Annotated in this window: 21 protein-coding genes and 1 tRNA gene; 1 reads left to right on the forward strand and 21 read right to left on the reverse strand. The window is 39.7% G+C overall.

Annotation, left to right across the window (positions count from 1 at the left end; all coding sequences use genetic code 11):
• Window position 1: 1 nt before the first annotated feature.
• From HCN54_RS01180 to HCN54_RS01270, 19 genes are all read right to left on the reverse strand, one after another.
• Window positions 2–1,000, reverse strand: a complete 999-nt coding sequence (locus HCN54_RS01180) for a sodium:calcium antiporter (RefSeq protein WP_008613726.1) — start codon at window positions 998–1,000, stop codon at window positions 2–4.
• Window positions 1,001–1,051: 51 nt separating this feature from the next.
• The gene (locus HCN54_RS01185) at window positions 1,052–1,843 is read right to left on the reverse strand and encodes a cation transporter (RefSeq protein ID WP_008613728.1); all 792 of its coding nucleotides are present in this window, start codon (window positions 1,841–1,843) and stop codon (window positions 1,052–1,054) included.
• Window positions 1,844–1,872: 29 nt separating this feature from the next.
• Complete coding sequence (gene nhaA / locus HCN54_RS01190) at window positions 1,873–3,246, reverse strand: Na+/H+ antiporter NhaA (protein WP_167596223.1); 1,374 nt, start codon at window positions 3,244–3,246, stop codon at window positions 1,873–1,875.
• Between the two features lie 97 nt (window positions 3,247–3,343).
• Window positions 3,344–4,747 (reverse strand): dihydrolipoyl dehydrogenase, encoded by a 1,404-nt coding sequence (gene lpdA, locus HCN54_RS01195; RefSeq protein ID WP_167596224.1) that lies wholly within the window; start codon window positions 4,745–4,747, stop codon window positions 3,344–3,346.
• Window positions 4,748–4,837: 90 nt separating this feature from the next.
• Entirely contained in the window at window positions 4,838–5,266 is a 429-nt protein-coding gene (locus tag HCN54_RS01200) for a Fur family transcriptional regulator (RefSeq protein WP_167596225.1), read from the reverse strand.
• 35 nt (window positions 5,267–5,301) lie between these two features.
• Window positions 5,302–7,830 (reverse strand): heavy metal translocating P-type ATPase, encoded by a 2,529-nt coding sequence (locus HCN54_RS01205; protein ID WP_093026604.1) that lies wholly within the window; start codon window positions 7,828–7,830, stop codon window positions 5,302–5,304.
• Window position 7,831: 1 nt separating this feature from the next.
• Window positions 7,832–8,263, reverse strand: coding sequence for an MgtC/SapB family protein (locus tag HCN54_RS01210; RefSeq protein ID WP_228249894.1), 432 nt, complete (start codon window positions 8,261–8,263; stop codon window positions 7,832–7,834).
• Between the two features lie 15 nt (window positions 8,264–8,278).
• A complete protein-coding gene (locus tag HCN54_RS01215; protein WP_008613747.1) occupies window positions 8,279–9,169 on the reverse strand; it encodes a bestrophin family protein in 891 nt (296 codons plus the stop codon).
• A 57-nt stretch (window positions 9,170–9,226) separates the two neighbouring features.
• Window positions 9,227–9,481 carry a zinc ribbon domain-containing protein gene (locus HCN54_RS01220; protein ID WP_008613749.1) on the reverse strand — a complete coding sequence of 85 codons (255 nt, stop codon included), beginning with the start codon at window positions 9,479–9,481 and terminating at the stop codon, window positions 9,227–9,229.
• A gap of 5 nt (window positions 9,482–9,486) precedes the next feature.
• Window positions 9,487–10,248 (reverse strand): helix-turn-helix domain-containing protein, encoded by a 762-nt coding sequence (locus HCN54_RS01225; RefSeq protein WP_009778859.1) that lies wholly within the window; start codon window positions 10,246–10,248, stop codon window positions 9,487–9,489.
• A gap of 57 nt (window positions 10,249–10,305) precedes the next feature.
• A complete protein-coding gene (locus HCN54_RS17550; RefSeq protein WP_041250021.1) occupies window positions 10,306–10,497 on the reverse strand; it encodes an SHOCT domain-containing protein in 192 nt (63 codons plus the stop codon).
• A gap of 57 nt (window positions 10,498–10,554) precedes the next feature.
• Window positions 10,555–10,914 (reverse strand): STAS/SEC14 domain-containing protein, encoded by a 360-nt coding sequence (locus HCN54_RS01235; RefSeq protein ID WP_009778857.1) that lies wholly within the window; start codon window positions 10,912–10,914, stop codon window positions 10,555–10,557.
• Between the two features lie 26 nt (window positions 10,915–10,940).
• Window positions 10,941–11,363, reverse strand: a complete 423-nt coding sequence (locus HCN54_RS01240; RefSeq protein WP_008613756.1) for a Fur family transcriptional regulator — start codon at window positions 11,361–11,363, stop codon at window positions 10,941–10,943.
• A 15-nt stretch (window positions 11,364–11,378) separates the two neighbouring features.
• Window positions 11,379–11,717 (reverse strand): P-II family nitrogen regulator, encoded by a 339-nt coding sequence (locus HCN54_RS01245; RefSeq protein ID WP_008613762.1) that lies wholly within the window; start codon window positions 11,715–11,717, stop codon window positions 11,379–11,381.
• Between the two features lie 96 nt (window positions 11,718–11,813).
• Entirely contained in the window at window positions 11,814–13,064 is a 1,251-nt protein-coding gene (locus HCN54_RS01250; protein WP_008613764.1) for an efflux RND transporter periplasmic adaptor subunit, read from the reverse strand.
• A gap of 22 nt (window positions 13,065–13,086) precedes the next feature.
• A complete protein-coding gene (locus tag HCN54_RS01255; protein ID WP_167596226.1) occupies window positions 13,087–17,520 on the reverse strand; it encodes a CusA/CzcA family heavy metal efflux RND transporter in 4,434 nt (1,477 codons plus the stop codon).
• Between the two features lie 119 nt (window positions 17,521–17,639).
• Entirely contained in the window at window positions 17,640–18,032 is a 393-nt protein-coding gene (locus HCN54_RS01260; RefSeq protein ID WP_225597729.1) for a hypothetical protein, read from the reverse strand.
• Window positions 18,033–18,100: 68 nt separating this feature from the next.
• Window positions 18,101–19,309, reverse strand: a complete 1,209-nt coding sequence (locus tag HCN54_RS01265; protein ID WP_008610523.1) for a site-specific integrase — start codon at window positions 19,307–19,309, stop codon at window positions 18,101–18,103.
• A gap of 375 nt (window positions 19,310–19,684) precedes the next feature.
• A complete protein-coding gene (locus HCN54_RS01270; protein WP_167596227.1) occupies window positions 19,685–20,614 on the reverse strand; it encodes a sugar phosphate isomerase/epimerase family protein in 930 nt (309 codons plus the stop codon).
• Between the two features lie 163 nt (window positions 20,615–20,777).
• On the opposite strand from HCN54_RS01270, the gene HCN54_RS01275 reads away from it, so the two are divergent.
• Window positions 20,778–20,852, forward strand: a tRNA-Val gene (locus tag HCN54_RS01275).
• 353 nt (window positions 20,853–21,205) lie between these two features.
• Here HCN54_RS01275 and HCN54_RS01280 read toward each other — a convergent pair.
• Window positions 21,206–22,525 carry a UDP-N-acetylmuramoyl-tripeptide--D-alanyl-D-alanine ligase gene (locus HCN54_RS01280; RefSeq protein WP_317171990.1) on the reverse strand — a complete coding sequence of 440 codons (1,320 nt, stop codon included), beginning with the start codon at window positions 22,523–22,525 and terminating at the stop codon, window positions 21,206–21,208.
• 42 nt (window positions 22,526–22,567) lie between these two features.
• Window positions 22,568–24,265: a gliding motility lipoprotein GldJ gene (gene gldJ / locus HCN54_RS01285; protein ID WP_072984195.1), complete on the reverse strand. Its 1,698-nt coding sequence runs from the start codon at window positions 24,263–24,265 to the stop codon at window positions 22,568–22,570.
• Window positions 24,266–24,296: the final 31 nt, after the last annotated feature.

Consider the following 24,296-nt stretch of genomic DNA (forward strand, 5'->3'; position numbering starts at 1 on the left):
TTCAAAATAGTTTTAGTACGAAAAAAATCATTACCAGCAAATAGACAATGTATGCCGCATCAAACACAAAAATTTGCCAGCGGGAGAAACCGTGCAATTCCTTACTTTGGTGCACAAACAAGATGTATAGTAGTGGCATAAGCCCAACAAAGGCCAGGTTAACCCAAAACAACTGAAAATCTTCGATTGGGGTAGTTACCAGTGCCAATGGAAAAAATGCCACCGTCATCGTGACTGCATTGTCTGCAATAACACTGGTGGTGCCCGCCGTCACCTCTCCTCCTTTTACCACGCTCCAGGTCTTGAAAATTTCCGGTGCCGTGGTCATTATGCCCGTGATGAAAAGACCGCCCACGATTTCCGAAATATTTAAGGCCGCAACAATATTTTCGGTTGCCTTTACAATAAAGAAGGCACCTACGGCTATTGCCAGGGCACCAGCAACGGAAAGGGCTATCTTTTTCTTGTTCCAGGTTACCTTTTCACCCTTTTTTCTTCCTTTTACTATGGCGTGGGTCAAAAACACTCCATATGCCGCCAGCATAATCCACCCGTCTATCGGTTGGAGACCCCGCCAGGCTTTAGGTAAAGTCAAAAGGGCCACAAGGGCGATAATACTTAGATATGGTAGGGAAAGAACGGAAACAGAACGTTTGTTCAATGCCAGAATGTTTTTCTCCAGATGTTTTTGGTGGGTTTTATTTTTTTTGAAGTGTCTCCGGGAAGCGAAATACGCAATGGTTACCATCAGGGGAATTGAAATAATATTGGAACCTAACAAATTTCCAAGCCCAATGTCGGAAACACCCCGTGCAGCACTTGTAATGTTGATGGCTACTTCAGGGCTTGCCGTGACAATGGCAAGGAAAGCAGCACCTGCAGAAGCGGTAAGCCCCCATTGTTTACGGAGCATTTTTAAAGGAGCCAATAACTGATCCGCACCCCAATGGGCCGCCCAGGCGGCAATTCCCAATACTATTATCCAAAGCCAGACATTCATATTTTAAATTTTAATTAATTACTCTCCCATCCATAAATTTTTTGATAAGATCTACTTTGATAATTTTAATATCCTTATGGCCCCGCGCATTACGAAAGTGAACACGATTCCACCAATAACTAAATCTGGCCACTTACTATTTAAAAAATAAACCAGGATTCCCGCTAATATGACACCTCCATTCACTATTATATCGTTGGAGGTAAAGATCGCACTGGCCTGCATATGCGCTTCCTTACTTTTGGCCTTGCTTATCAGCCAAAGGGAAACAAGGTTTCCAATAAGGGCAAAAATGGAAACAATGATCATCCATTGGAATAGCGGTGTTTCGCTATTGGTAAAAAACCTTCTCAATACTTCAATAAATCCAAGTGTCGCTAATGCCATCTGGAAGTATCCGCTGAATTTCGCCACTTTCTTTTTTCTGGCAATAGCACCGCCAACCGCAAAGAGGCTTAACGCATACACAATAGAATCTGCCAGCATATCCAACGAATCGGCAATAAGGCCCATAGAAGAAGAAATCCAACCTGTGGTCATCTCGATGACAAAAAAGCCAAAATTGATTGCCAAAACCCACCGAAGAATTTTTTTTTGTTTGGATTGGTCTTCTTTTACAGGAGGTTCTGCTTCTTCGGTTCCCTGAAGTGTTTCATTGAACTTTAATGCTGAAATTGATGAACGTATCTCTTCGACCGCATCTAAATGGTAGACTTCCAACGTTCTGTTAGGTATATCAAAATCCAAGTATTTAACCTGGGCATAGGCCTCCAATTTCATCCGAATCATTTGCTCTTCGGAAGGACAGTCCATTTTATTTATTATAAAAGTACTTTTCTTCATTTTTGGGTTATTTCGTATTAAATATATTCTCACATAACACCAGGACTAAATTCCTCAACTTCTTTTTTGATTTTTCTTTTGTTAGAAGCTAACAGCAGGATAATTGCACCACCAAGAGCTGCAAGTAAAGAAGCTATTAAAATACTTATCTTTGAAATCTTAATTATTGATTCGTCACTGAAGGCTAGATTGGTTATAAAAAGGGACATTGTAAAGCCAATTCCTGCAATCATACCAATTCCAATTATATGTTTCCAGTTTAGTGTAATATGTAATTCGGAAACTCCAAGTTTTTGCCCAATCAATGTAAAAATACCAATCCCTGTTACTTTACCAATTGCTAATCCCAAAAGGATCCCCAACCCTAAAGAACCGGAAACAACCTCAATTAAATTTACATCGAGCTTTACTCCCGCATTCGCGACTGCAAAAACAGGAATGATAAAGAAAGCATTAAAATCAACAAGGGAATTTTCCAGTTTGAGCAAAGGAGGCCTTGAATTCTCAGTATCTGTTTTAATGGCTTTTAAAATTTTTCGTTGTTTTATATCCTGAAGAGGATTTAATTTTTCTAACTCTGCTTTCTCAAGATCAGTAACGTTTGTGGCAGTCCTTTCTTTGAATTTTTTACTGTCTAATTTGGGCACTATTGGGATGGTAATGGCAAAAAGTACTCCCGCAATTGTTGGATGGATACCTGAATTAAGGAAGCAATACCATAAGATGATACCTATAATAATATACCAAATCAAATTTTTGACCCCAGTCCAATTCATTAATAATAATAACCCAAATGCCCCCATGCCCGATCCAAGGTATATCCAGCTCAACTCGTTGCTATAAAACAATGCTATCACCAATATGGCACCTATATCGTCAGCAATAGCGAGGGCTATTAAAAATGTTTTTAACTGCCTGGGGACATTTTTCCCCAGTAGGCCAATTATCCCTAGTGAATATGCGATATCGGTAGCCATAGGGATGCCCCAACCCTTTATATTTTCAGTGCCTAAATTTAGGCTAATAAAAATGAGGGCCGGAACTGCCATACCACCTAAAGCTGCCAACAAGGGGGCTGAGGCTTTTTTAATTGAAGATAATTCCCCCACCATAACCTCCCTCTTCAATTCAAGGCCGGCAACCAAAAAGAAAATTGCCATTAGGCCATCATTGATCCATTCTTCAATTATTAGCCCAAAACTAAGATGCTCGGAAAATTCAAAAAGCAATTCATCACCAAGAAAATGATGATAGGCACCTGCCCACTGTGAATTAGCTAAAAGAAGGGCAACTATAGTAGCAATTATTAAAAAAATCCCCCCAGCTGTTTCCCTGTCGAGGAACTTTGTTGCCGTTTCCCTGATATACCCAATAGTGGATTGATTTCGAACTGATTGCCCCATTTGATCTTATCTATTTTTTGAGTTTATTACTTAAACCTTAATTTTTCAAAAAGCTCTGTAGCGTCTTAATTTTTAAGAACTTACTGTTAGGTCAACTTTAAATATGCAACGCCCTGTCTTCGGTAGCTGCCAGACAGGCCTCCTTAAAGGTCTCGGAAAATGTGGGGTGCCCGTGTGACATTCTTGCTATGTCTTCGGCAGCTGCCCTAAATTCCATCGCTACCACCGCTTCAGTGTAGCTGTCTGCAATGCGAGGGCCTATCATATGCACGCCCAGTATCTCATCGGTTTCCTTATCTGCGATTACCTTGATAAAACCGTCAGTGTCCATACTTATCTTTGCCCGTGCGTTTGCCTTATAGGGAAAAGAGCCCGTTTTTATACTTCTATTGGTCTTCTTCAGTTCTTCTTCCGTTAAGCCTACACCGGCAACCTCGGGTTGGGTGTACACAATATTTGGGATGAGCGAATAATTGATATGGGGCTTTTGGCCAACAATCCGTTCGGCTACAAAAACGCCTTCTTCGCTGGCTTTATGGGCGAGCATTGCCCCTCGGATTACATCCCCAATGGCATATACATCCTTGACGTTTGTTTCAAGGTTTTTATCTACCGTTACCTGTCCTTTCTCATTGGTTTTTACTCCTATATTTTCAAGGCCTAAACTGGCGATATATGGCTTTCGGCCAATGGCCATAAGACAGTAATCGCCTTCTAAACTCATTTCTTCTTTATCCGAAAGGTTTTCCGCTTTCAATTCTACTTTGCCGTCAGTTGCCGTTGCATTGGTTACCTTATGTTCCAAATAAAAATCAATTCCCTGTTTTCTTAGGGAACGGTGCAATTGATGTCCCAGTGCGCCGTCCATAGTGGCGATTAGGCTATCAAAATATTCTACTATAGAAACCTTTGAACCCAGGCGGGCGAATACGGAACCTATTTCAACACCGATAACGCCACCGCCAACGACCATTAAATGCTCGGGAATTTGGCCTAAGGCAAGGGCTTCGGTAGAAGAGATGATCCGCTTTTTATCGATTTCAATATTGGGCAGTGAAGCGGGTTTGGACCCTGTGGCAATGATGATTTTATCGGTTGCTATGGTTTCCGTTTTATCTTCGCCCTTAATCTCAATCGTGTTTTTATCCCTGATGGTACCGTGACCTTCATATACGGAAACCTTGTTCTTTTTCATCAGATAGTCAACGCCATTGATGATTTCCTGTACCACATCCTGAACCCTTTGGTTCATCTTTAGGATATCTACATTGGCCTCTTTAACATCAATTCCAAATTTTTCGAATTGATGTTTGAGTTTGTAATAATGCTCAGAGGCTTCCAACCAGGCTTTTGACGGGATACAGCCCACATTAAGACAGGTACCGCCCAACGTGCTGTACCTTTCAACAATGGCCACTTTCAATCCCAATTGGGCGCAACGGATCGCACTTACATACCCGCCCGGGCCAGATCCTATTATAGTTACATCAAATTTTTCCATATTCATATTTTTTTTAAGTTAGTTACGGTGGAAAAAACCTTAAGCTTGACCATTGGGGGCTGGGATTCAGGCTTAAGGCACTCCCACCTATTATTTTTTACTACAATTTTTACAAATCCCTTTTAAAACCAGGTTCACATCGTTCACCTCATACTGGTCTGGCAAACTCTCTTCCGATATTTTATTTGGTAAACAGATTGTTTTCTTACAATCGGTACAATGAAAGTGCATATGTAAATCTGTACTGTGTTTAAAATTGGTGTTTTCATCAGAAAGCGCATATTTTGCAAAAGCAGTTCCATCGTCAATTTGGTGCACCATGCTTTTTTTCTCAAAGAGCTTTATCGTCCTGTAGAAAGTGGTCTTATTGGCCGTTTTGATATTTTTATTGATAAAGACTTTTTGCATTTCATTTAAACTTACTGCATAAGTTTTCCTTTTGAGGTATTTGTAAATTTTCAACCTCATTTCAGTGGGACGTATCCCTTTTGACGATAATTTTTTTTCCGTTTTTGTCATTTTATATTCTTTCGAAAAACAGTCTAAGTCCGGATCTAATCTTTTTTATAAGCCAAAAGCCTTAACGCATTAAAAACCACCAGAAGCGTCGAACCTTCATGGATTACTACAGCCACTCCAATATTTGCCAAGCCGAATATGGTTGAAGGTATAAGCAGGGCCACAATACCAAGGCTAACCCAAAGGTTTTGCCTGATAATCGCCTTTGCCTTCCTGCTTAAGCCTATGGCAAAGGGCAGGGTTTCCAACTTATCGGCCATTAGCGCAATATCCGCCGTTTCCAAGGCTACATCACTTCCCGCAGCACCCATAGCTATGCCTACAGTGCTGTTTGCCATGGCAGGGGCATCATTAACGCCATCGCCCACCATTGCCACCTTGGATTCCTTTTCTTTTAATTCTTTTATAGCATCCACTTTTTCTTCCGGCAATAGGCTCCCCCAGGCATCGGTCAATCCTATTTCTTCTGCTACAGCGTCTGCTACCTTCTGGTTATCTCCGGTAAGCATGATCATTCGTTTAATGCCGATTTCTTTTAATTTTTTGAGGGTTCCCTTGGCGGCTTCACGAGGGGTATCCATTAATGCAATGATGCCTATATATTCTTCATTTTTTCGTATAAGCATTGTTGTATTTCCACCACCTTCAAGACCACGCACTTTCGTAGCTATTTTTTCGGAAGGTGTACTCTCATCAAGCCCTTCGTACAGGTCGAGGTTACCTATATAGATTTTATCATTGCCAAACGATGCTTTAATCCCTTTACCCAGAACTGCCTCCAAATTAGAGGCATTTGGGATTTCCTCGCCTTCCAGACGCTCTTTTCCATCACGAACTACAGCTTTGGCCAGGGGGTGATCACTCAAACTTTCCACAGCTACTGCTATTTTGAGAAGTTCGTTTTCAGATATATTTCCAAGTGGCACCACTTGGGTAAGTTTTGGCTTTCCTTCCGTTAGAGTTCCGGTTTTATCAAAGGCGAGGGCGGTAATAACCCCCAGGTCCTCCAGAGGGCGCCCTCCTTTAATTAATACCCCGCCACGGGCAGCTCTGGCCACTCCACTCAATACAGCACTTGGGGTCGAGATTGCCAACGCACAGGGACTTGCAGCTACCAGTACCGCCATTGCCCGGTAAAAGCTCGCGCTAAAGGGTTCGTCAATAACTAAAAAAGCGAACAAAAGAATCCCGACCAAAATAAGGACGGACGGCACAAAATATTTTTCAAATTTATCGGTGAGCAACTGGGTAGGTGATTTTTGGGTCTGGGCCTCGTTAACCAGTTTCACCAATCGGGAAAGCGTTGAATCTTTGGCTGCTTTGATCACTTTAATTTCCAAAGTATTGTTCCCATTGATCGTTCCGGCAAAAACGCGGTTTTCATCCTTGATATCATCTTGCGCCGAATAATCCTTGTCAACATCTTCTACGGGAACTTTATCTACCGGTACACTTTCCCCGGTAATCGGAGCTTGGTTGACACTGCTTTTTCCGTTGACCACAACGCCATCGGCAGATATTTTACTGTTCGGCTTGACCACGATAATATCGCCTATACCCAATTTTTCGATACCCACCTCTTCGGTTTTGCCATCTTTTTTGAGCAAAGCTGTTTTTGGTGCGAGATCGGCAAGGGCCGCTATGGACTTTCGGGCCTTGTTCATTGCATAGTGTTCCAGGGCGTGGCCAAGGCTGAACAGGAACAGCAAGAGTGCACCTTCGGCCCATTCTCCCAGAACAGCGGCACCTATGGCGGCCACCAACATTAAAAAATCGATTTCAAAACCACCTTTGGCAACGGTCTGTATGGCCTCTTTTGCCGTAAAGTAACCCCCAAAAAAGTAAGCACCTATGTATAAAGTAAGACTGACCCAATCTGGGATGGATGCAACATAGGAAAGTCCGAAACCTATCCCGAGAAGGGCGCCGCAGATAATAGAAAAAATAAGCTCCGTATTTTTACCGAAAATCCCACCGTGGGCGTGCCCTTCTCCTTCCTCGTGGGTCTCGCCCTCTTTGTGCTCGTGCCCCTCTGTGGAAGTTTGTTCTTTAGTATCTTCCTTCTTTGAACGCTCCTGTTTTTTGGATGCTTTGGTGTAATCATTTTCGTTTGAAGAACTCCGCTGAATCTGAAGGTATTCTTTTTCAATTTGTTTACTTATTTCATCAAAATTCGTTTGCTTTTTATCAAATTCAAGTCGTACCATTCCAGAGCCTGAAACGGAAACTTCCAAAACTCCATTGATTGCCAAAAGGCTTTTCTCGATGGAACGAGCGTGCCTTGTATGTCTAATCCCCTCAACCTCTAAAAGAAGATGACCATATTTTTCTGTAATTTCTGCCCCGGCATTTTCCGCCAAAGATTGAATTCGGTCAATAGAGATAATGTCCGGATCATAATGAAAGCACAGTTGCGGCACCGTATCTTCCTGATCATCTACTATATGTACTTTTTCAAGACCCTCTTTGGCCTCTAATTCAGCAATGAGCCTTTGCACACAAGTGTCTTTTTCATTTGGCACCTGAGGTAACAGTACCGGAATTTTCAGTTGTAATTTTTTCATTTTAGGTGTTGTTTATTTTATGTTTTTTCAAAAAAGGGAAATGATGTGAAACCAATAATAGAATAAGAAAAGCGGATGTAACACTTCCAATGAGGTACATACCAAACCCAATTGATATACCAACCGCGGCAGTGGCCCAAATTGTAGCTGCGGTAGTCAAACCGGAAATTAAATTTTTCGCGCTATCCCTAAAAATAATTCCTGCACCAAGGAACCCAATACCGGAAACAATATTGGCGACAATGCGGGTTTGGTCAGTTACTTCAATATGAGTATTGATTATTGTAATTAATGCGGCCCCAAGGCAAACGGCTGCATACGTTCTAATTCCTGCCGCATTTCCGTCAATTTCCCTATCGAGTCCTATCAGGACACCTAGTAAAAGAGCGACAAATAATCTCGGTATCAGTGTTATTTCAGTTTGAAAATCCATTGTATTCATCTTGTATTATAAAATATAATAATCTGTTGGCTCTTTCTTTACAGGAACATCTGTTTCACCTATCATTTGTTTAATGTTTATTTCTATCGTTTCGGCCAAATCAGTCATGGGTGTATCCAAAGGGTCGTTTTCAAAGGGATCCTGCATGAGTATGGATGTTTTTTCAATGGCAATGAAAATGACTGGTATAATAAATGTTATAGCGATTTCAACTGCTATATTTTTATCGTCCAATCCAAAAGGCAACATTGTAGCAAAAACGTAGATGATCAAATGAATCAATAAGCTGTGTGCTTTGGGGAAGACAGTATTTTTTATACGTTCGCATTTGCCCATTGAATCACATAACCTGGCTATAGTACTGTCTATCTGTACCTGCTGAAAATCATTGACCATACCAATTTCTTTTGCCTTTAACAAAGTTTCAGAGTGTTGTGACAATAAAGCATTAGGAATATTAAATGCTTTAATCCCATAGGATTCTGAGTATACCTTAACCCGAGTGGAAAAGGGTAGTTTCCTCAACGATTCCCCTAGGGCATAGCACCAGATTACCTGACGATCGGTCATCTCTTTCACCATCTTTTGATAGCCTCCTTGATCCCTTGCAAAAAAAGACACACACTGCCTGACCAGTGTTCTGGAATCATTGACAATAGCCCCCCAAATAATACGGGCTTCCCACCACCGTTCATAGGCTTGATTGGTTCGAAAACCCAAAAGTAGAGCCACCGCAGTACCAAAAACGCCGGTTATTGCAATTGGAATAGAGATTTTTGACAAAAAACCATATTGGTCCATATAGCCAACCAGAATTGAATAACTACCGATAAATATCAGGTCAAATTTTATGGTTTTCAAGAAGTCAAAAATTGATATCCGCTTATTTAAGAGCATATTTAAAAATTATTTAAGTCCGTTCAATAAGTTGTTTGCTTATTCTCATAATGTAAACTATACTTCATTGCCACATTTAGAACAAAATTTTGCATCCATAGGTATTGGTTCTTGACAACTTATGCATTTTACTTTACCTAAAGGCTCGCCATAATGTTGACAAAAAGAAGCATTTTCAGGATTGTCTTTGCCGCATTTTGTACATCTCACAACAACCTTGGGTTCATTAAATCTTGGGTCATTATTTTTACGTTGATGCTTGTTGGAATGATGACCATAATTTCCTCTTAATAAATGTTTTAAAAATCCCATATTGTTTAGTTTAAGTATGTTTCCATATATTCCAACGCCTCGGGCATATCCAACTCGCGGGTTCCGTTCCCTGTTCTGATAAAGAAATGCGAACGATCGCCCAAATTCAAATACACAGGTTTTTGTGATTTGTGAACCCTTACATAACAGATATCCTTTTCTTCAAATTGGTGAAAAGACACTTTAACCAAAGTGCAAAAATGGGTACCCAACTTGAGGGACACCAATTGCATTATATATTGCTCAAACCCGTCCTTGCCAGGTTTTTTTAAAGTACCATAATCCTGTTCCAGCCCCAGAATACTACCTTCATCATCAATTCCGATAATTAAATGCCCTCCTTGGGTGTTCATAAACCCGGCAATTGTTTTTGCTATTACGTCTTCCAAAGCCTTATTCGGTTTAAACTGCCTCAAATCCCATCTCAAGGTAGATTTAAATTCTACTTGCTGGTTTTCTCCTGCCGCAATCAGCTCTCTGATCTCCTCCAGCTTATCTTTTCTTCCGGTCAATTGAAATATTCTTTGCCTGACCATAAACATAAGCGACAAGGCAATGCCCAGCAGTCCAAATAGCAATTTGATTATGGCTTGATCCAAATCCCATACTCTAAATTCCTGCTGATATGAAGCAAGCAGAGATTTCCACCATTCGCCATTATCTCCCTGCATGTCATACATGTGGAGTGAAATAGCCAGGGGCTGTATTATAAATAAGCCAAGGGCTAATCCAATGAATATAAAAACAAATACTTTCCGTTTTTTCATTTTTACCTTCTTTTATATACCATAGGTGCCATCGCTTTCGATGCCTGTGCCTTATAACTACTTCTTCTTATCCTGAAGGACTTTCTTCTTTTGTTCAAATTCCTCATCGCTTATCTCGTCCCGGGCGTATCGATCTCTCAGGGCTTCCATAGCCTTATCCTTCCGTCTGTTTTGTCCCGGGGTGGGATAAGGAATTAAGAATATCCAAAAGATAAGGATTATCCAAAGCCCCCACCATATCCAGTGCATTCCCCCAAAATATCAGTCGTCCATCATAATCTTTCTGTTTAAATTTATTTAACTTTTTTAATGATTTCCTTTCTCCATCCATTCCTTGGCCAAATCTTTTTCTTCAGGGCTAAAGAATTTAATATGTGTCCTTGTAAAGGGAATCAAAACTTCCGTAAACTGTTCCTTCCATTTTGTATTTCCCACCAATGCAACCTTTTTAACGCGTTCTTCATTCGGAAGTTTCAGTTCAATGCCCTTCCAATACGCACTTGCGGTCCACCCCTCAAAATTTTCCATTTCAATATACCAGTACACTTTATGGTTTGCCTGTATATGGTTTTTTAATTGAGATATCAAATTGTCATAATCGGTAGCATCCAATCTATTTTGAGCTACCATATATACCTTGCTTTCTTTCTTATAAATTTTCATCATTGTTCCAATTTTTTAAATCAAAAAACTTAATCCAAGTCATTGCTACATTTCTCACAGACTCCCTTGGCCACCAGATTGATATCCTCTGCCACATAGCCTTCGGGCAGGTTTATCTGAGGGATTTTGTGCTCTGTAAGGCACACGGTTTCCCCGCAACTATTGCAATGAAAATGTAAGTGAAGGTCGTTGCCAACCTCGCATTCACAATTGTCTTCGCACAGGGCATATTTAATGATGCCGGTGCCATCCTCAATTTGATGCACGATTCCTTTTTCTTCAAATGTCTTCATAGTACGGAAAAGCGTACTCCTTTCCGAGCTTTCGAAATCCTTTCCAAGGTCGCCTAAGCTAACGGCCACATTCAGTTGTGCCAGCCGTCTATAGGTCATCAAGCGCATTGCCGTAGGGCGGATGCCTTTGCTTTCCAACTTTTTTACTATTTTTTCCATTTGCTATAAAAGTATTTAGGGGTCGTAACGCTTTATGGATTCCCCGGTTTTTATCTGGAAGGCATCTTCAATATCGGAAAGATAAATTATTCCGTCACCGGGTTCAGTTGTTTTTGCATTCTCAAGGATAATATCTATTGCTGATTGTGCTTCTTCGTTTTGACATACCAGTTCTAACTTTACAACCGGACTGTCTGTTACACGGAAATCTAAAGAAGGTGATGCGCCTTTTGCTTTAAAAGCCCCGGTACCTTCCCCCTGGGAAAGCGTCATACTTTTGAATCCACTTTCACTAAGGGATTCTATCACTTTTTGAACTCGTTTCGGTTTTATAAATGCTTTTATTTCTTTCATTGCTGTAATATTAATTTTAGTATTAAGGATGAACCCTCTGGAATTTTAATTAAGACAAACATTTAACAGAGAGTCCATCCATCTAATTTTTTTAATTTAATGACCATGGGAAGTCTGGCTTTTCTGCATTTCAGAAACCAGATAATAGGCATTATTATAGGCAACCAACGTACCTTCAGGCAGAGGCTCCAGCAGTTTAATTTCAACCCAACCATCTTCATTTATTCCCGTTCTAACCTGCACTGGTTTCAATTCCCATTCGGTTTCACCATCTTCCTGGTGTTTTTGGGCCGTAAAGATGTAGGGATTTCCTTCTTCTTCAATTATTGCTTCTTCCGGTAAGGCAGGAACAGCTTCTTCACCGGTCCTGATTTTTCCGTTTATATACATCCCCGGAATTAGAAAATCTTCTTTATTATCGATTTCTGCATGTACATGAACCGCTTTGGGGTTTTGTTCAAATTGTTTCCCCACTGAATAAATTTCCCCGGTTAAATTACTGCCTGGAACCGATTCCAGTGTAAACGCAATCTTTTGGCCTTCTTTCACCTTATAAATATCTTTTTCAAAAACCATTAGATCGGCATGAACATGTTCAGTATCAACTACCATAAACATACTGGTCTGAGGGTCTACATATTGTCCTACCTGTACCAGTACTTTTTCAATATAACCTCCAATTGGGCTTACTACCGGAATATATTCATATAATTCACCGTCTCTAACCTGGGAAGCATTTAGGTTTAACTGGCGCAATTGCGATTCGTACCCCCGCACTTCACCTTGTACAGACTGGTAATCTGATTGGGTTTGTTGAAAAGATTTTCCAGATCCTACCTCTGCTTCATATAAACGTTTCTGTCTTTCAAATTCCTTTTCCAAAAATTGCATCCTACTATATGCATTAATATAATCAGACTGCATTCTGGTTAAATTTGGGTGAGAAAGATAAGCCAACACCTGACCTTTATTTACCTTATCCCCCTCAATAACCTTTATAGAAGTTATATTACCGCCTAAAATTGCCGTAACGGTAGCTTCATATTGTGGCGGCACTTCTAACTGGCCATTGGCTTCCACAATACCCGACAAAGCTTTTTTAGGCAAGGTATCTACTTTAATCCCCAGACTATTGAATTTCATTTCTGAAAGATGTACCGAACGCATCCCACCTTCTTCTTCACCGTGTTCTTCATCTCCTTCCTCACCGTGATTTTCACCTTCTTCGGTATTAGTAGTTGCAGTTTCACTGGAAGCATCTTCCCCTGCCGCAGGATTTTCTTTACATCCAAAGAATATGCTGAGCGTTAAGGCAAGCATTAGAATATTTATTGATCTTGTATTCATATCGATTTTCTTATTTTAATTTTTAATTTGAATTCTTAAGGTAATATTCCAGTTGGTAGCGGCTGTCGAGATAATCGTTAAAAGCACTCCAGGCATTTACCTCGATTCTAATGGCATCTCTTATATTTTGGAGAAATGTCACATAATCGATAGCGCCTTCCTTAAAGGCCAGCACTGATCCACCTTGTTGCTCTTTGGCCAGCGGAAGTGCTTCATCCCTATAATAATTCCATGAGTTTCTCCATTTGATGTAGTCTTCACGCATATTTTTATAGGCGGTTTCCAGTTCGATTTTATCCTGATAAAAGTTTTGCTCTGCAATCTGTCTATTTACTTGTGCTTCCTGTGTACGGCCTAATTCCGGCCCAAAAAACAGCGGAATTTGAATTCCTATTTGATATTGGAAGAAACCCGATTGCCCGGCTATTTCCTGCCTACCGTACTGACCCTGAAATTTGGGCAAAAATTCAGATTTTCGTTCTCTGGTAACCGCTTTGGCAACATCTATCCTTTGTTCCGAAACCTGTAGCAACGGATGATTTTCAAGCGACTCTACCAGAAAGTTTAAAGGTTCGTCTAAAGTTTCAACAGGCAAATCTGGTACATCATAGATTGTGTCACTAACGAACCATAGGTTTAAACGCTGTATTGATTTCAGGTAATCTCGGTACGATTGTTCCAGCTGTATTTTAACCTCATTCCCCTGATTTGAAGTAGCAAGATACTCCAGTTTAGAGGTAGCTTCTGTTTCATACCTGATTCGTGCTGCTCTTTCAATGTCTTCAAAAATTGAATCCATTTTCTTATATACCCGATACCTCTTTTTACTTGTATAAACTGAAGCCCAGGCCCTGCTTACTTCACGTTCCACTTCTAAGGTATTTAGTTCTAAAGCATTTTCAGCAAGGGCCACCCTTTCTTTCTGTAATTTCAAACGGGGAGCTATTCCAAAAACATCTATGCCTTGTTGTTGAACACCAATTTGGGTATAGATCCCATCAGAGCCATTTCCTACTTCTTCTTTTCCTGTAAAGATTTGGGTATTCCCAAAATCATAGGCGGTTTTACGCAATACTTCCTCACTTTCAATTTCAAGTTGGGCAGCTTTTAATTGTGGAAAGTTTTGGATTGCCATTTCTTTAGCCTCTTCCAAACTAATAGTTTGTAAAGAATCCTGTTGTGAATATTCAGATGACATTGCATCAGATTGTGCATTTACGGAAAAGGTTCCGCCTAAAACAAAGCCAATTATCAAAATTGTGGCTAAAGATCGTGAATTGGAAGAACCAAGCTTGTTCTGTTCCTTTTTCTCTCGTCTCTTCTCTACAAATGTATAAAGGACAGGAAGAACCACCAGCGTAAGTAAGGTAGCCGTAAGCATACCACCTATAACAACTGTAGCAAGTGGTTGTTGAACTTCTGCACCGGCAGATGTGGAAAATGCCATTGGTAAAAAACCGAAAATATCTGTTGTTGCTGTTAACATAATGGGACGTATTCGTTCTTTGGTTCCTGTAAAAATTCTATCTTTTATACTGGTTACCCCTTCTTCTTTTAAGGAATTAAACCTGTTAATAAGCACCAGCCCGTTTAAAACGGCAACCCCAAACAATACAATGAAGCCTACACCAGCTGAAATACTAAACGGCATATCTCTTAACCAAAGAGCAAATATTCCTCCAATAGCCGCCAGTGGAATGGCTATATAGATCATAATTGATTGGGAAAAAGATTGGAGTGCAAAGTACAGAAGCACGAATATCAGAAATAGAGCGATGGGCACTACTATTTGTAAACGCCCTTTTGCTCTTTGAAGGTTTTCAAACTCCCCACCATAAGTAATGTAATATCCTGGAGGTAAATCTAACTCTTCATCCAATTTTTGCTGGATGTCATTTACCACAGATTCCACATCCCTCCCGCGGGCATTAACTCCCACATAGGTTCTTCTAAAGGTGTTATCCCTGGAAATTTGCATAGGACCCGGTACATAACTAATATCAGCTACTTCCTTAATCGGAACCTGGGTTCCATCCGGCAGATCTATATAGAGGGTACGTAAATCATCAATGCTTTGGCGGTGCGCCTCATCAAAACGTATTACCATATCAAACCGCTTTTCCCCTTCAAAGATCACTCCGGCCGTTCCTCCGGCAAAAGCTGCACTTATATAATCGTTAATCTTTTCAATGTCCAATCCATATTGCGCAATTTTTTTACGATTAAACCGCACCGTCATTTGTGGAAGACCAGATGTTCGTTCAGGGTTCACATCTCCTACGCCCGGTATAGTCTGTATTATTTCAGCCATTTTATCAGCTTTTTCAGCAAGAAGGTCTAAATCTTCGCCATATAATTTTACCGCAACATCTTCCCTGACCCCGGTAAGCAGTTCATTAAAACGAAGCTCTACAGGCTGGCTAAAAACCAGGTTGACTCCCGTAAGTTCTTCATTAAGTTTCTCTTTGATCTTTTCTATCAATTCCTCTTTAGAACTTGCCGAAGTCCAATTATCCATATCCTTCTCTAATACAATAAACATATCGGCAATATCCATAGGCATTGGATCAGTAGGGATATCGGCAACCCCAATCCTCGCTACGGCGGTTTCTACTTCCGGGAAATTCTCAAGAAGGATATCTTCTATTTTTGTGGAAACATCGATTGTTTCACTCAACCCACTTCCAGGCCTGATTAACGCCTGCATGGCGATATCCCCTTCATCAAGTTGAGGGACAAATTCCCCTCCCATTCTGGAAAAGATAAAACCGGCTACTATAAGTGAGACAACCGCAGACCCCAATACTATGAACTTCAATCTTAAAGCTCCTTTTAATAAAGGCATGTATCCTTTTTGAATCCCTCCAATAATTTTATCACTAACTTTTTCCAGCCAGCGTTCAAACTTTCCAAACCAGTTCTTTTTATTCTGAATTGGTTTCATAAATAAAGCAGACATCATAGGGACATAGGTAAGGCATAAGAAAATAGCACCTATCATGGCAAAACCAAAAGTAAATGCCATTGGCCGAAACATTTTCCCTTCTACCCCCGTTAGAAAAAGAATGGGCGCAAATACGATAAGAATGATAATTTGTCCAAAAAAGGCGGAACCCATCATCGTACTTCCGGCATCATAGGCTACTTCATCCATTTTAGCCTTATTAAATTTTATTTTGCCGGAACGCATCCGTTTTTGTATTTCATATACCGTACCCTCAATGATGATCACAGCACCGTCTATAATAATTCCAAAGTCAATAGCTCCCAAACTCATTAGATTGGCCCAGACATTAAATTGCTTCATTAATATAAAAGCAAAAAGAAGTGATAAAGGAATGGTAGTCGCTGTTATAAGTCCACCTCTTAAGCTACCTAATAGTATCACCAGGGCAAAAATCACGATTAAAGCACCTTCCAGAAGATTCTGGGTCACGGTACTCGTAGTTCTTTCAATTAAAACACTTCTGTCAAGGAAGGGTTCTATTGATAAACCTTCAGGCAAAGATTGTTCTACCGTCTCCATACGATCCTGAACATTTGCAATTACTTTATTAGGATTTGCACCTTTCAACATGAGCACCATACCGCCAACAGCTTCACGGCCGTCCTGGGTAAAAGCACCATAGCGTACCTGGCTACCAAACTGGACCTCTTCAGCTGCATCTCCAATTGTTACAGGTACTCCATTTTCATTCTTGATAACAATAGATTTTATATCATCTAGTGACCTGATTAAACCCTCACCACGGATAAAATTGGCCATATTATTTTTTTCTATATATGCACCGCCTGTATTAACATTATTTTTTTGCAGGGCATCGAAGACTTGGGAAATAGAAACGTTTAACGCATTCAGTTTTTCGGGATTAATGGCAATTTCATATTGTTTTATAGAGCCCCCAAATGAATTTACCTCTACTACACCTTCGACGAGGGTCATTTGACGCTTTACGATCCAATCCTGGATGGTACGCAATTCCGTAGGGGAATAAACAGTGTCATACTCTTTTTGGGGCTTTATCGTATATTGATAAATCTCACCCAAACCTGTAGTAATGGGCCCCATAGCGGGACTTCCAAATTTTTCAGGTATTTGGTCCCTAACTTCGTTCAGTTTTTCCTGGACAAGTTGACGGGGTTTGTAAATGCCCATGTCGTCTTCAAAAACAATGGTAACTACTGAAAGTCCAAACCGGGAAACAGATCGTATTTCGGTAACCCCGGGTAAATTACCCATAGAAAGTTCTACAGGATATGTTACAAACTGTTCTATATCTTCTGTAGCCAGATTAGGGGATTGGGTAATAACCTGGACTTGATTGTTAGTAATATCTGGTACCGATCCCAGGTTTACGGTAGACATGGACCAGATACCCGTACCTATAAGCGCTAAGGTAAGTAGCCCAATAATAAATTTATTATTAATGGAAAATGAAATGATTTTGTTAATCATAGAAAAAGTATTAATTCAGTTTAAACTGCGCAATGCGAATAGATGCAATGCGTTTATGATGTAATGCTTACTTTAAAAAAGCACCAAGTTAGGACATAGCTATCCTTAAAATAACTGAATTATACTTGAGGGGGTTGGAAAAGCGCTTCCAGATATCTGGAATGGAAGTTGATTTTATAGAAGTTGTTCTGTTTTTCATTTTCAATCTTTAATCGATTGAATAGAGGTATATTGTTGTTAGCTATTAATAATACAGGATGACAACATTGATGATGGGAATGGACTGGCATATTCTCCTTATCCTGATCGTTATGATGCCCTTCATTTTTTGAATCATTATCGATGTAATCTTCAACTACATATTCAAGGAAAGAGTCGCCATAAACTTTATGGTCTTGATAATGGGTAATAACGTTTGAAATTTCTTTAATTGGTCCACAAAAGTCCATATCAATGCTAATTCCCTGAAAAAAGAATAAAATTGACATTGATATGGAAAAAAATATTTTCATAAAGTTTGACAAAGATACAAATTAATCGATGCACAGGTTGTGCAAAAAAAATGCTTGGCGGGTAAAGCTTAAAAGTTGATTACACTATCCAATGCCTTATCCGCATCTTTGTGAATAAAGTTTGCTTGGTAATTTATAGTTGTAGTGATGGATGAATGACGGTAAAGTTTTTGGAGCATTTGAATAGGGATTTTATCGCCTGAGATATTACCAAAACTATGTCTTGCAATGTGCATACTCATCTTTTTGGTTATGCCCAGTTTTGTAGCAACTTTTTTCAAGTGTCTGTTTAGGTTTCGCGTTATGGTCTGTGTTCTTACAGAGACCTTCTGCGAATCGTCTAAATCGATATCTTTAAGGTAATGAAAAATTAAATCGTTATCAAGACTATATTTCTCTCGATATCTATTAAGTATTGCACTCGCCTTGTCGGGTGTTTTAAGCGTAACCAATTTACTGTTTTTGTTCATACGATAAACTAACCTGCCATCATTAAAGTCAGACCATTTTAATTTTAAAACATCGCCAACCCTTATCCCAGCGAAATAAAAACTAATGAGCCATACGTGAACTGCGTTCTGTTGAGCCTCGGTTAAGTCTGTGGCATTTTCTAATTTCTGAATTTCTTTGCGGTTCAGTCCAATCTTTTGTGATTCAGGGATTCTTATCTGCACTTTCCCTTTTCCGAATGGATATCTGCCCCGGTCAACTAAAGATTCAGATATGGCGAGGTTGTAAATAGTTCGTATTAGAATCAGATAGTTCACTACCGTTCTCGGCGAACGTTTTTTATCATGAAGCAAGTAGGTCTCGAATTTTTTGAGAAGTGGGACATTAAGCTCATTAAACGATAACTCATTTTTTCTGAGAAAACTCTTAAACTTTTTAAGACGACCTAGCTCAGTATCGTATTGGTGATGCTTTTCCCTATTCTTTAAGTTTTCAAGATGCATATCTGCCACGGCAAAGAAATTAATTTTTTTGTTTTGCCTAATTTTTTTCTTGATCGCATTGACGGTTTGATAATCTTCGTTATTTTCAGCTTCTAAGACTTTTTTATTTGCCTCAGCAATTTTAGTAATTAAAAAGTTATTGATGATGTTGGCATTGGGGTGGGACTTTCTAATACATCTATTTTTTTCATCCCAATGCTTTTCCTCAATATGTTGCCCGGTTCCCAAATAGGAACTTTTTCTGTCTTTGGTGATCCTGATAGCTATCGGATAACAACCTTCCGGATTTTTTTTCTTGCGGAGTACTGCTTTAACTGTTGCCATAATAATTGCTTTAGATTATAAAGATAATAAAAACAGGTACAACATAGGTACAACATTTTATGCTTTTAATTGATATTATTTGGTTGCATATATTATTAAAAGTAGGTTAAATAATTGGTTATCAATGTTATTGTATATTGTTGATGTTATGCGGTAAAACACTCATAACCCGAAGGTCACTGGTTCGAGTCCAGTTCCCGCTACTAGCAAAGACAAGGCTTCACAGAAATGTGAAGCCTTTTTGTTTTTGGTTGCGCTCTAAACTAATACGACGTTGGGATTTGCTTTGAGAACTTGTTTTTGGGATTCTGGCGGAATTAAAATAAAAAAACCTGCTCGCGAAAGCAGGTTTTTTCTTTAAGTGTTGCTTATGATCTATTCAAAACCAAGTTCTCCTAAAGCCTTGTGGCTGATTTTGATCGCTTCTAGCGGCTCGTGATTGAAGGTTTGATCTTGTTCTACAAAATAGTATTCCATCCCTGATTTTTCCTTATTGGCTAAAATTCTAGCTAAGTCAATACTGCCTTCCCCTACCGGAGCAAAGCGCCCTTGATCATCCATATCCTTAACGTGCCATAGTTTAAAACGACCCGGATACTTCTCAAAATACGCTACAGGGTCAGCACCGGCCTTGGTTACCCAATAAAGATCCATCTGAAAATTCACTAGCTCAGGGTCAGTGTTTTCGAGCAAATAATCAATAGGGATAATACCTTCTGCATTTTCTTTATATTCAAAATCGTGATTGTGGTACAGTAGGGTAAGACCTTGCTCTTTGCATTTTTTACCTAACGTGGTTAAAATATCTGCAAGTTCTTTAGGAGTACCTTCCATGCCTAGAGTTTGAGACTCGGCATCAAAAGTGAACATTCCCATTGGCGGAACCGGTACTACAAAATACTTGAATCCGGCTGCCTTAACATCAGCGATCATTTGATCAGCATTCTCTAAACTAACCGATCCTTGATGCGTGCTCATAGGAGTGATGTTGATGCTGTCTAAAAAGCTTTTAAAAGCCTCTGGTGTCATTCCGTAGAACATTCCATCTTCGTATCCTGCAGCTTCAACATAAGCATAGCCATCTTCAGCAACGGTTTGTAAAGTTCCTTTTGGGTCTTGGCCCATCGCATCTCTCAGCGTGTATAAAGCGAGTCCGCCAAAATTAGATGCTTCCTCAGTTTCGGTTGTGGTTTGAGTGGTCTCTGAATCAGATTTTTTCTTTTCACCACAGGAGATGGCAAAGGTGGTCAGTACTAGTAACAGAAAAAATCTGTTGTAAAAAGTTGTTCTCTTAATAAGTGACATAGTGTATGGTTTGTGTGAAGTATTGATTATTGTAATAAAAGCGTTACTTGAAATTATCAAAAAACGAATTTAAGCGTTAAAATATGACAATTTTTTATTTTTATAAGCTTGTCTTATTTTATTTGATATTTGTCAAAACTACATTAGATTTGCGGCATTTTCCGGGACATTAACTCAGTTGGTTTAGAGTGTCACGTCGACAACGTGGAAGTCATTGGTTCGAATCCAATATGTCCCACTTGAAAGCTTAGGTTTATAGACTTAAGCTTTTTTTATGCATTGTATTTGCCAAAAATACCCGCTATCGGGTATTTTCAATATAAGATATCACAAGTATATTGCATTTGTAATTACAGGTCATTTTAAATTGATGCTTTTATAATTACAAAAAAATCTTGTTGGATTTAGATTTAAAATGGGCTTATAAAGAATAGGGGACTTTATAGGCTCATTTTTATTGGTGCCAAAGGGTATCTGGTAAAAGCATTGTATCTAAATTAAAGTATATCCCGTCAATACCTTATAAACTTCCCTCAGAGATATTCTGCTAATTGAGAAATTGTTCAGTAAATGCTGATTACTTTAAAATTACTAATTGTTGCTTTCTAATAGGTCTAATAAACCTTCTAGCTTCATTCCGCGGGAACCTTTTATGAGGATTGTAGCTTCTTTTAATTTATCCTGCAAAACCTCTGGAAATCCAGACTTTTCAAGGGCTTCAAGATTTTCGTACTTATATCCCGACGTTTTTACTTTACGGAAATTCTTTCCTAAAAATACGGTATAATCAATATTAAGGTTTGCACAGGTGTCTGCTACGATCTGATGCTCTTCGTGCGCGGTATCTCCCAATTCAAACATATCACCAAGAAAGGCGATTTTATTCGCTCCCTTTAAGGCTGAAAAATTCTGAAGCGCCGCAGCCATACTGGTAGGGTTGGCATTATAGGCATCAAGTATGATGGTTTGCTTGCCTTTATTGATGATCTGCGACCTGTTATTTGTGGGTATATAAGATTCCAGAGCTTCTTTAATAGCTGTTTTATCAATTTTGAAGAACATCCCAATAGTTGCAGCTGCGGCCAAGTTGATGGTGTTGTATTGGCCCATCAGATTGCTTTGCACGTGCAAAGCATCAAATTCAAAATTGGCAAAGGGCTGCGCTTCTTGATAGACGATTTTTGTATCGGCGTCTTCAAATGCGCTGAAGCAAAAACTGTGCGTGCTTTTTACTTTTTTTGCCTGAATAGGATCATCCAGATTTAAAAACAACGTGCCTTTATGTGCTATGAGATATTCATAAAGTTCGCTCTTTCCCTGAATTACACCTTCAACACTACCAAAACCTTCTAAATGCGCCTTTCCAAAATTAGTGATGTATCCAAAATCTGGAGCTGCAATTGCTGCGAGTTCTGCAATTTCACCAATGTGATTAGCGCCCATTTCTACAATACCTATTTCGGTGTTTTTAGTCATAGATAGGAGGGTGAGCGGTACGCCTATATGGTTGTTGAGGTTGCCCTGCGTGGCTGTCGTATTAAATTTTTTAGAAAGGACTTTATTAATTAGTTCCTTGGTGGTGGTTTTTCCGTTACTTCCGGTAAGTGCCAGAATGGGAATGTCTAAATATTTTCTATGGGTGTAAGCCAGTTCCTGAAGCGTTTTTAAAACATCGGTTACCAAAATGGTCTTATCACCGGTGTCGAATGCTTCTTCATCAACAATTGCATAAGATGCGCCGGAGGCTAAAGCTTGATCAGCAAAGGTGTTTCCATTAAAATTGGCGCCTTTGAGGGCGAAAAAAAGTGTGTTCTTACGAATCGCTCTGGTATCGGTGCTTATTCCGTCGCTTTTCAGGAATAAGTGATGAATCTCTTGAATAGTCATATGCAGGAATAAAAAAACGCCCAAAGCTAGTGAACTTAGGGCGTTTAAATAAGATTAGTACTTTATTTAGTTACGCGGACTTTTATTCTTTGTAGATTTTGAGCCTACGCGAGACATCGCGTTTCTAAATCCAATATCGTCTGTAGCCATTGTTTGTGGTAAATATCTACGCTGCGCCGGGTCTAACCAATATTCTCGGTCTCTCCAAGAGCCTCCTTTATAAACTCGAACTTCGTCATCTACAAGGGTAGTACGATCGTTTTGTTTATCATATTCTTTAACCATCCCTTCTTCTCCCGCAGAAATACGGTTTACCGGAGAGTCATACATACGATCATTGTCAGACTCTGTGTCTGAGAAACTCTGGTAATATCTTGATGATTGTTTGTCACCATCTCTAAAGTTTCGGTTGTCGCTTTCAGAAAACTGGGTTCTTAAATACGTTTCTTCATCATCAACAGGAACCTGTAAAATTTCTCCCGGAAGATTGCGAGCTACGATCTTTCCATTTTCTAAAGTGTCGTAAACGATGTCTTCAGTAGTAAGGATCTTTACGGTGCCATCTTCGTTGATCGCGTTTTTAGTATACACGTTACCACGATAGTAGTTAAAGTCATTATACTCATCGTCAACAATAGGTCTGTACACATCGGCAACCCATTCCGAAACGTTTCCGGCCATATCATAAAGCCCAAAATCGTTAGGTTCATATGACTTAATTTCAGCAGTAATATCAGCATTGTCGTCAGACCATCCTGCAATTCCGCCGTAGTCACCATCGCCTTGCTTAAAGTTGGCTAATTGATCACCGCGTGTTTTGCGGTTTCCAGAGCGTGTGTAAGCACCATCCCAAGGATATTTTTTTCTACCGCGGTACACATTGTACTCTCTTAAGCCTACAAGACCTAATGCGGCATATTCCCATTCAGCTTCGGTTGGAAGACGGTATTTTGTAGTTGAAATAATACCATCTTTCATTTGAACATAAATATCTTTCGCCTCTGTTCCTGCGCCCGGATTGTTCGGGTTAGCACGAGGAGTATTGTTCTTTTCGCGCTGCGCTGAAGCTTTTCCACCTCTGATTACGTCATCTTGACCACCATAAGTTAAGCTAGGCGCCTGTAAGTAGGTGTCTGTGTCAAAAGTAGATTGTGCATCTACATTATATTTTGCTCCTTTTTGCGTAAAACCTTCTTGCTCTAAAACATACTCGTTGTAACGGTTGGTTCTCCAAGTACTGAATTCAACAGCTTGAATCCAACTTACACCTACTACCGGATATCGCGCATAAGCAGGATGTCTTAGGTAGTTCTCGGTCATAGTTTCGTTAAAACCTAATCGGTTACGCCATACTAAAGTATCTGGCAATGCACCGTAATAAATGTTTCTGTAGTTTGCTTCTTCGGGTGGGAAAACACGTTTAAGATAATCTAGATATTCAAGATACATAAGGTTAGTAACCTCAGTTTCATCCATGTAAAAAGATTGTACGTGCTGTTGTGTAGGGGTGTTGTTCCAATCGTGCATTACGTCGTCTTGAACACGACCCATGGTAAATGTTCCACCTTCAATAAAAATAAGACCTGGTGCAGCCTCTTGCTCTTTGTAATCTGTATTGGCCTGAAAGCCTCCATCGCGGTCATTGATACTCCAACCGGTGGCACGGGAACTGTTTTTGTAGTCTTTGCCGTTGCGGCCACAGCTAACGAAAAGTATCGTCGAAAGGCCAAAAACAAGCGTTCTAAACACAAGATTCCTATTCATATGTGTAAATTCTTAAGAAGATTTGGGACTG

Origin of the sequence: Leeuwenhoekiella sp. ZYFB001 (assembly GCF_011784865.1) — a bacterium.
GTDB classification, from domain to species: domain Bacteria; phylum Bacteroidota; class Bacteroidia; order Flavobacteriales; family Flavobacteriaceae; genus Leeuwenhoekiella; species Leeuwenhoekiella palythoae.

Bases quoted from the DNA above. Each gene is read 5' to 3' on its own strand.
- HCN54_RS01180 (WP_008613726.1), bottom strand. From the start codon at position 1,000: ATGAATGTCTGGCTTTGGATAATAGTATTGGGAATTGCCGCCTGGGCG.
- HCN54_RS01185 (WP_008613728.1), bottom strand. From the start codon at position 1,843: ATGAAGAAAAGTACTTTTATAATAAATAAAATGGACTGTCCTTCCGAA.
- nhaA (WP_167596223.1), bottom strand. From the start codon at position 3,246: ATGGGGCAATCAGTTCGAAATCAATCCACTATTGGGTATATCAGGGAA.
- lpdA (WP_167596224.1), bottom strand. From the start codon at position 4,747: ATGGAAAAATTTGATGTAACTATAATAGGATCTGGCCCGGGCGGGTAT.
- HCN54_RS01200 (WP_167596225.1), bottom strand. From the start codon at position 5,266: ATGACAAAAACGGAAAAAAAATTATCGTCAAAAGGGATACGTCCCACT.
- HCN54_RS01205 (WP_093026604.1), bottom strand. From the start codon at position 7,830: ATGAAAAAATTACAACTGAAAATTCCGGTACTGTTACCTCAGGTGCCA.
- HCN54_RS01210 (WP_228249894.1), bottom strand. From the start codon at position 8,263: ATGGATTTTCAAACTGAAATAACACTGATACCGAGATTATTTGTCGCT.
- HCN54_RS01215 (WP_008613747.1), bottom strand. From the start codon at position 9,169: ATGCTCTTAAATAAGCGGATATCAATTTTTGACTTCTTGAAAACCATA.
- HCN54_RS01220 (WP_008613749.1), bottom strand. From the start codon at position 9,481: ATGGGATTTTTAAAACATTTATTAAGAGGAAATTATGGTCATCATTCC.
- HCN54_RS01225 (WP_009778859.1), bottom strand. From the start codon at position 10,248: ATGAAAAAACGGAAAGTATTTGTTTTTATATTCATTGGATTAGCCCTT.
- HCN54_RS17550 (WP_041250021.1), bottom strand. From the start codon at position 10,497: ATGCACTGGATATGGTGGGGGCTTTGGATAATCCTTATCTTTTGGATA.
- HCN54_RS01235 (WP_009778857.1), bottom strand. From the start codon at position 10,914: ATGATGAAAATTTATAAGAAAGAAAGCAAGGTATATATGGTAGCTCAA.
- HCN54_RS01240 (WP_008613756.1), bottom strand. From the start codon at position 11,363: ATGGAAAAAATAGTAAAAAAGTTGGAAAGCAAAGGCATCCGCCCTACG.
- HCN54_RS01245 (WP_008613762.1), bottom strand. From the start codon at position 11,717: ATGAAAGAAATAAAAGCATTTATAAAACCGAAACGAGTTCAAAAAGTG.
- HCN54_RS01250 (WP_008613764.1), bottom strand. From the start codon at position 13,064: ATGAATACAAGATCAATAAATATTCTAATGCTTGCCTTAACGCTCAGC.
- HCN54_RS01255 (WP_167596226.1), bottom strand. From the start codon at position 17,520: ATGATTAACAAAATCATTTCATTTTCCATTAATAATAAATTTATTATT.
- HCN54_RS01260 (WP_225597729.1), bottom strand. From the start codon at position 18,032: ATGAAAATATTTTTTTCCATATCAATGTCAATTTTATTCTTTTTTCAG.
- HCN54_RS01265 (WP_008610523.1), bottom strand. From the start codon at position 19,309: ATGGCAACAGTTAAAGCAGTACTCCGCAAGAAAAAAAATCCGGAAGGT.
- HCN54_RS01270 (WP_167596227.1), bottom strand. From the start codon at position 20,614: ATGTCACTTATTAAGAGAACAACTTTTTACAACAGATTTTTTCTGTTA.
- gldJ (WP_072984195.1), bottom strand. From the start codon at position 24,265: ATGAATAGGAATCTTGTGTTTAGAACGCTTGTTTTTGGCCTTTCGACG.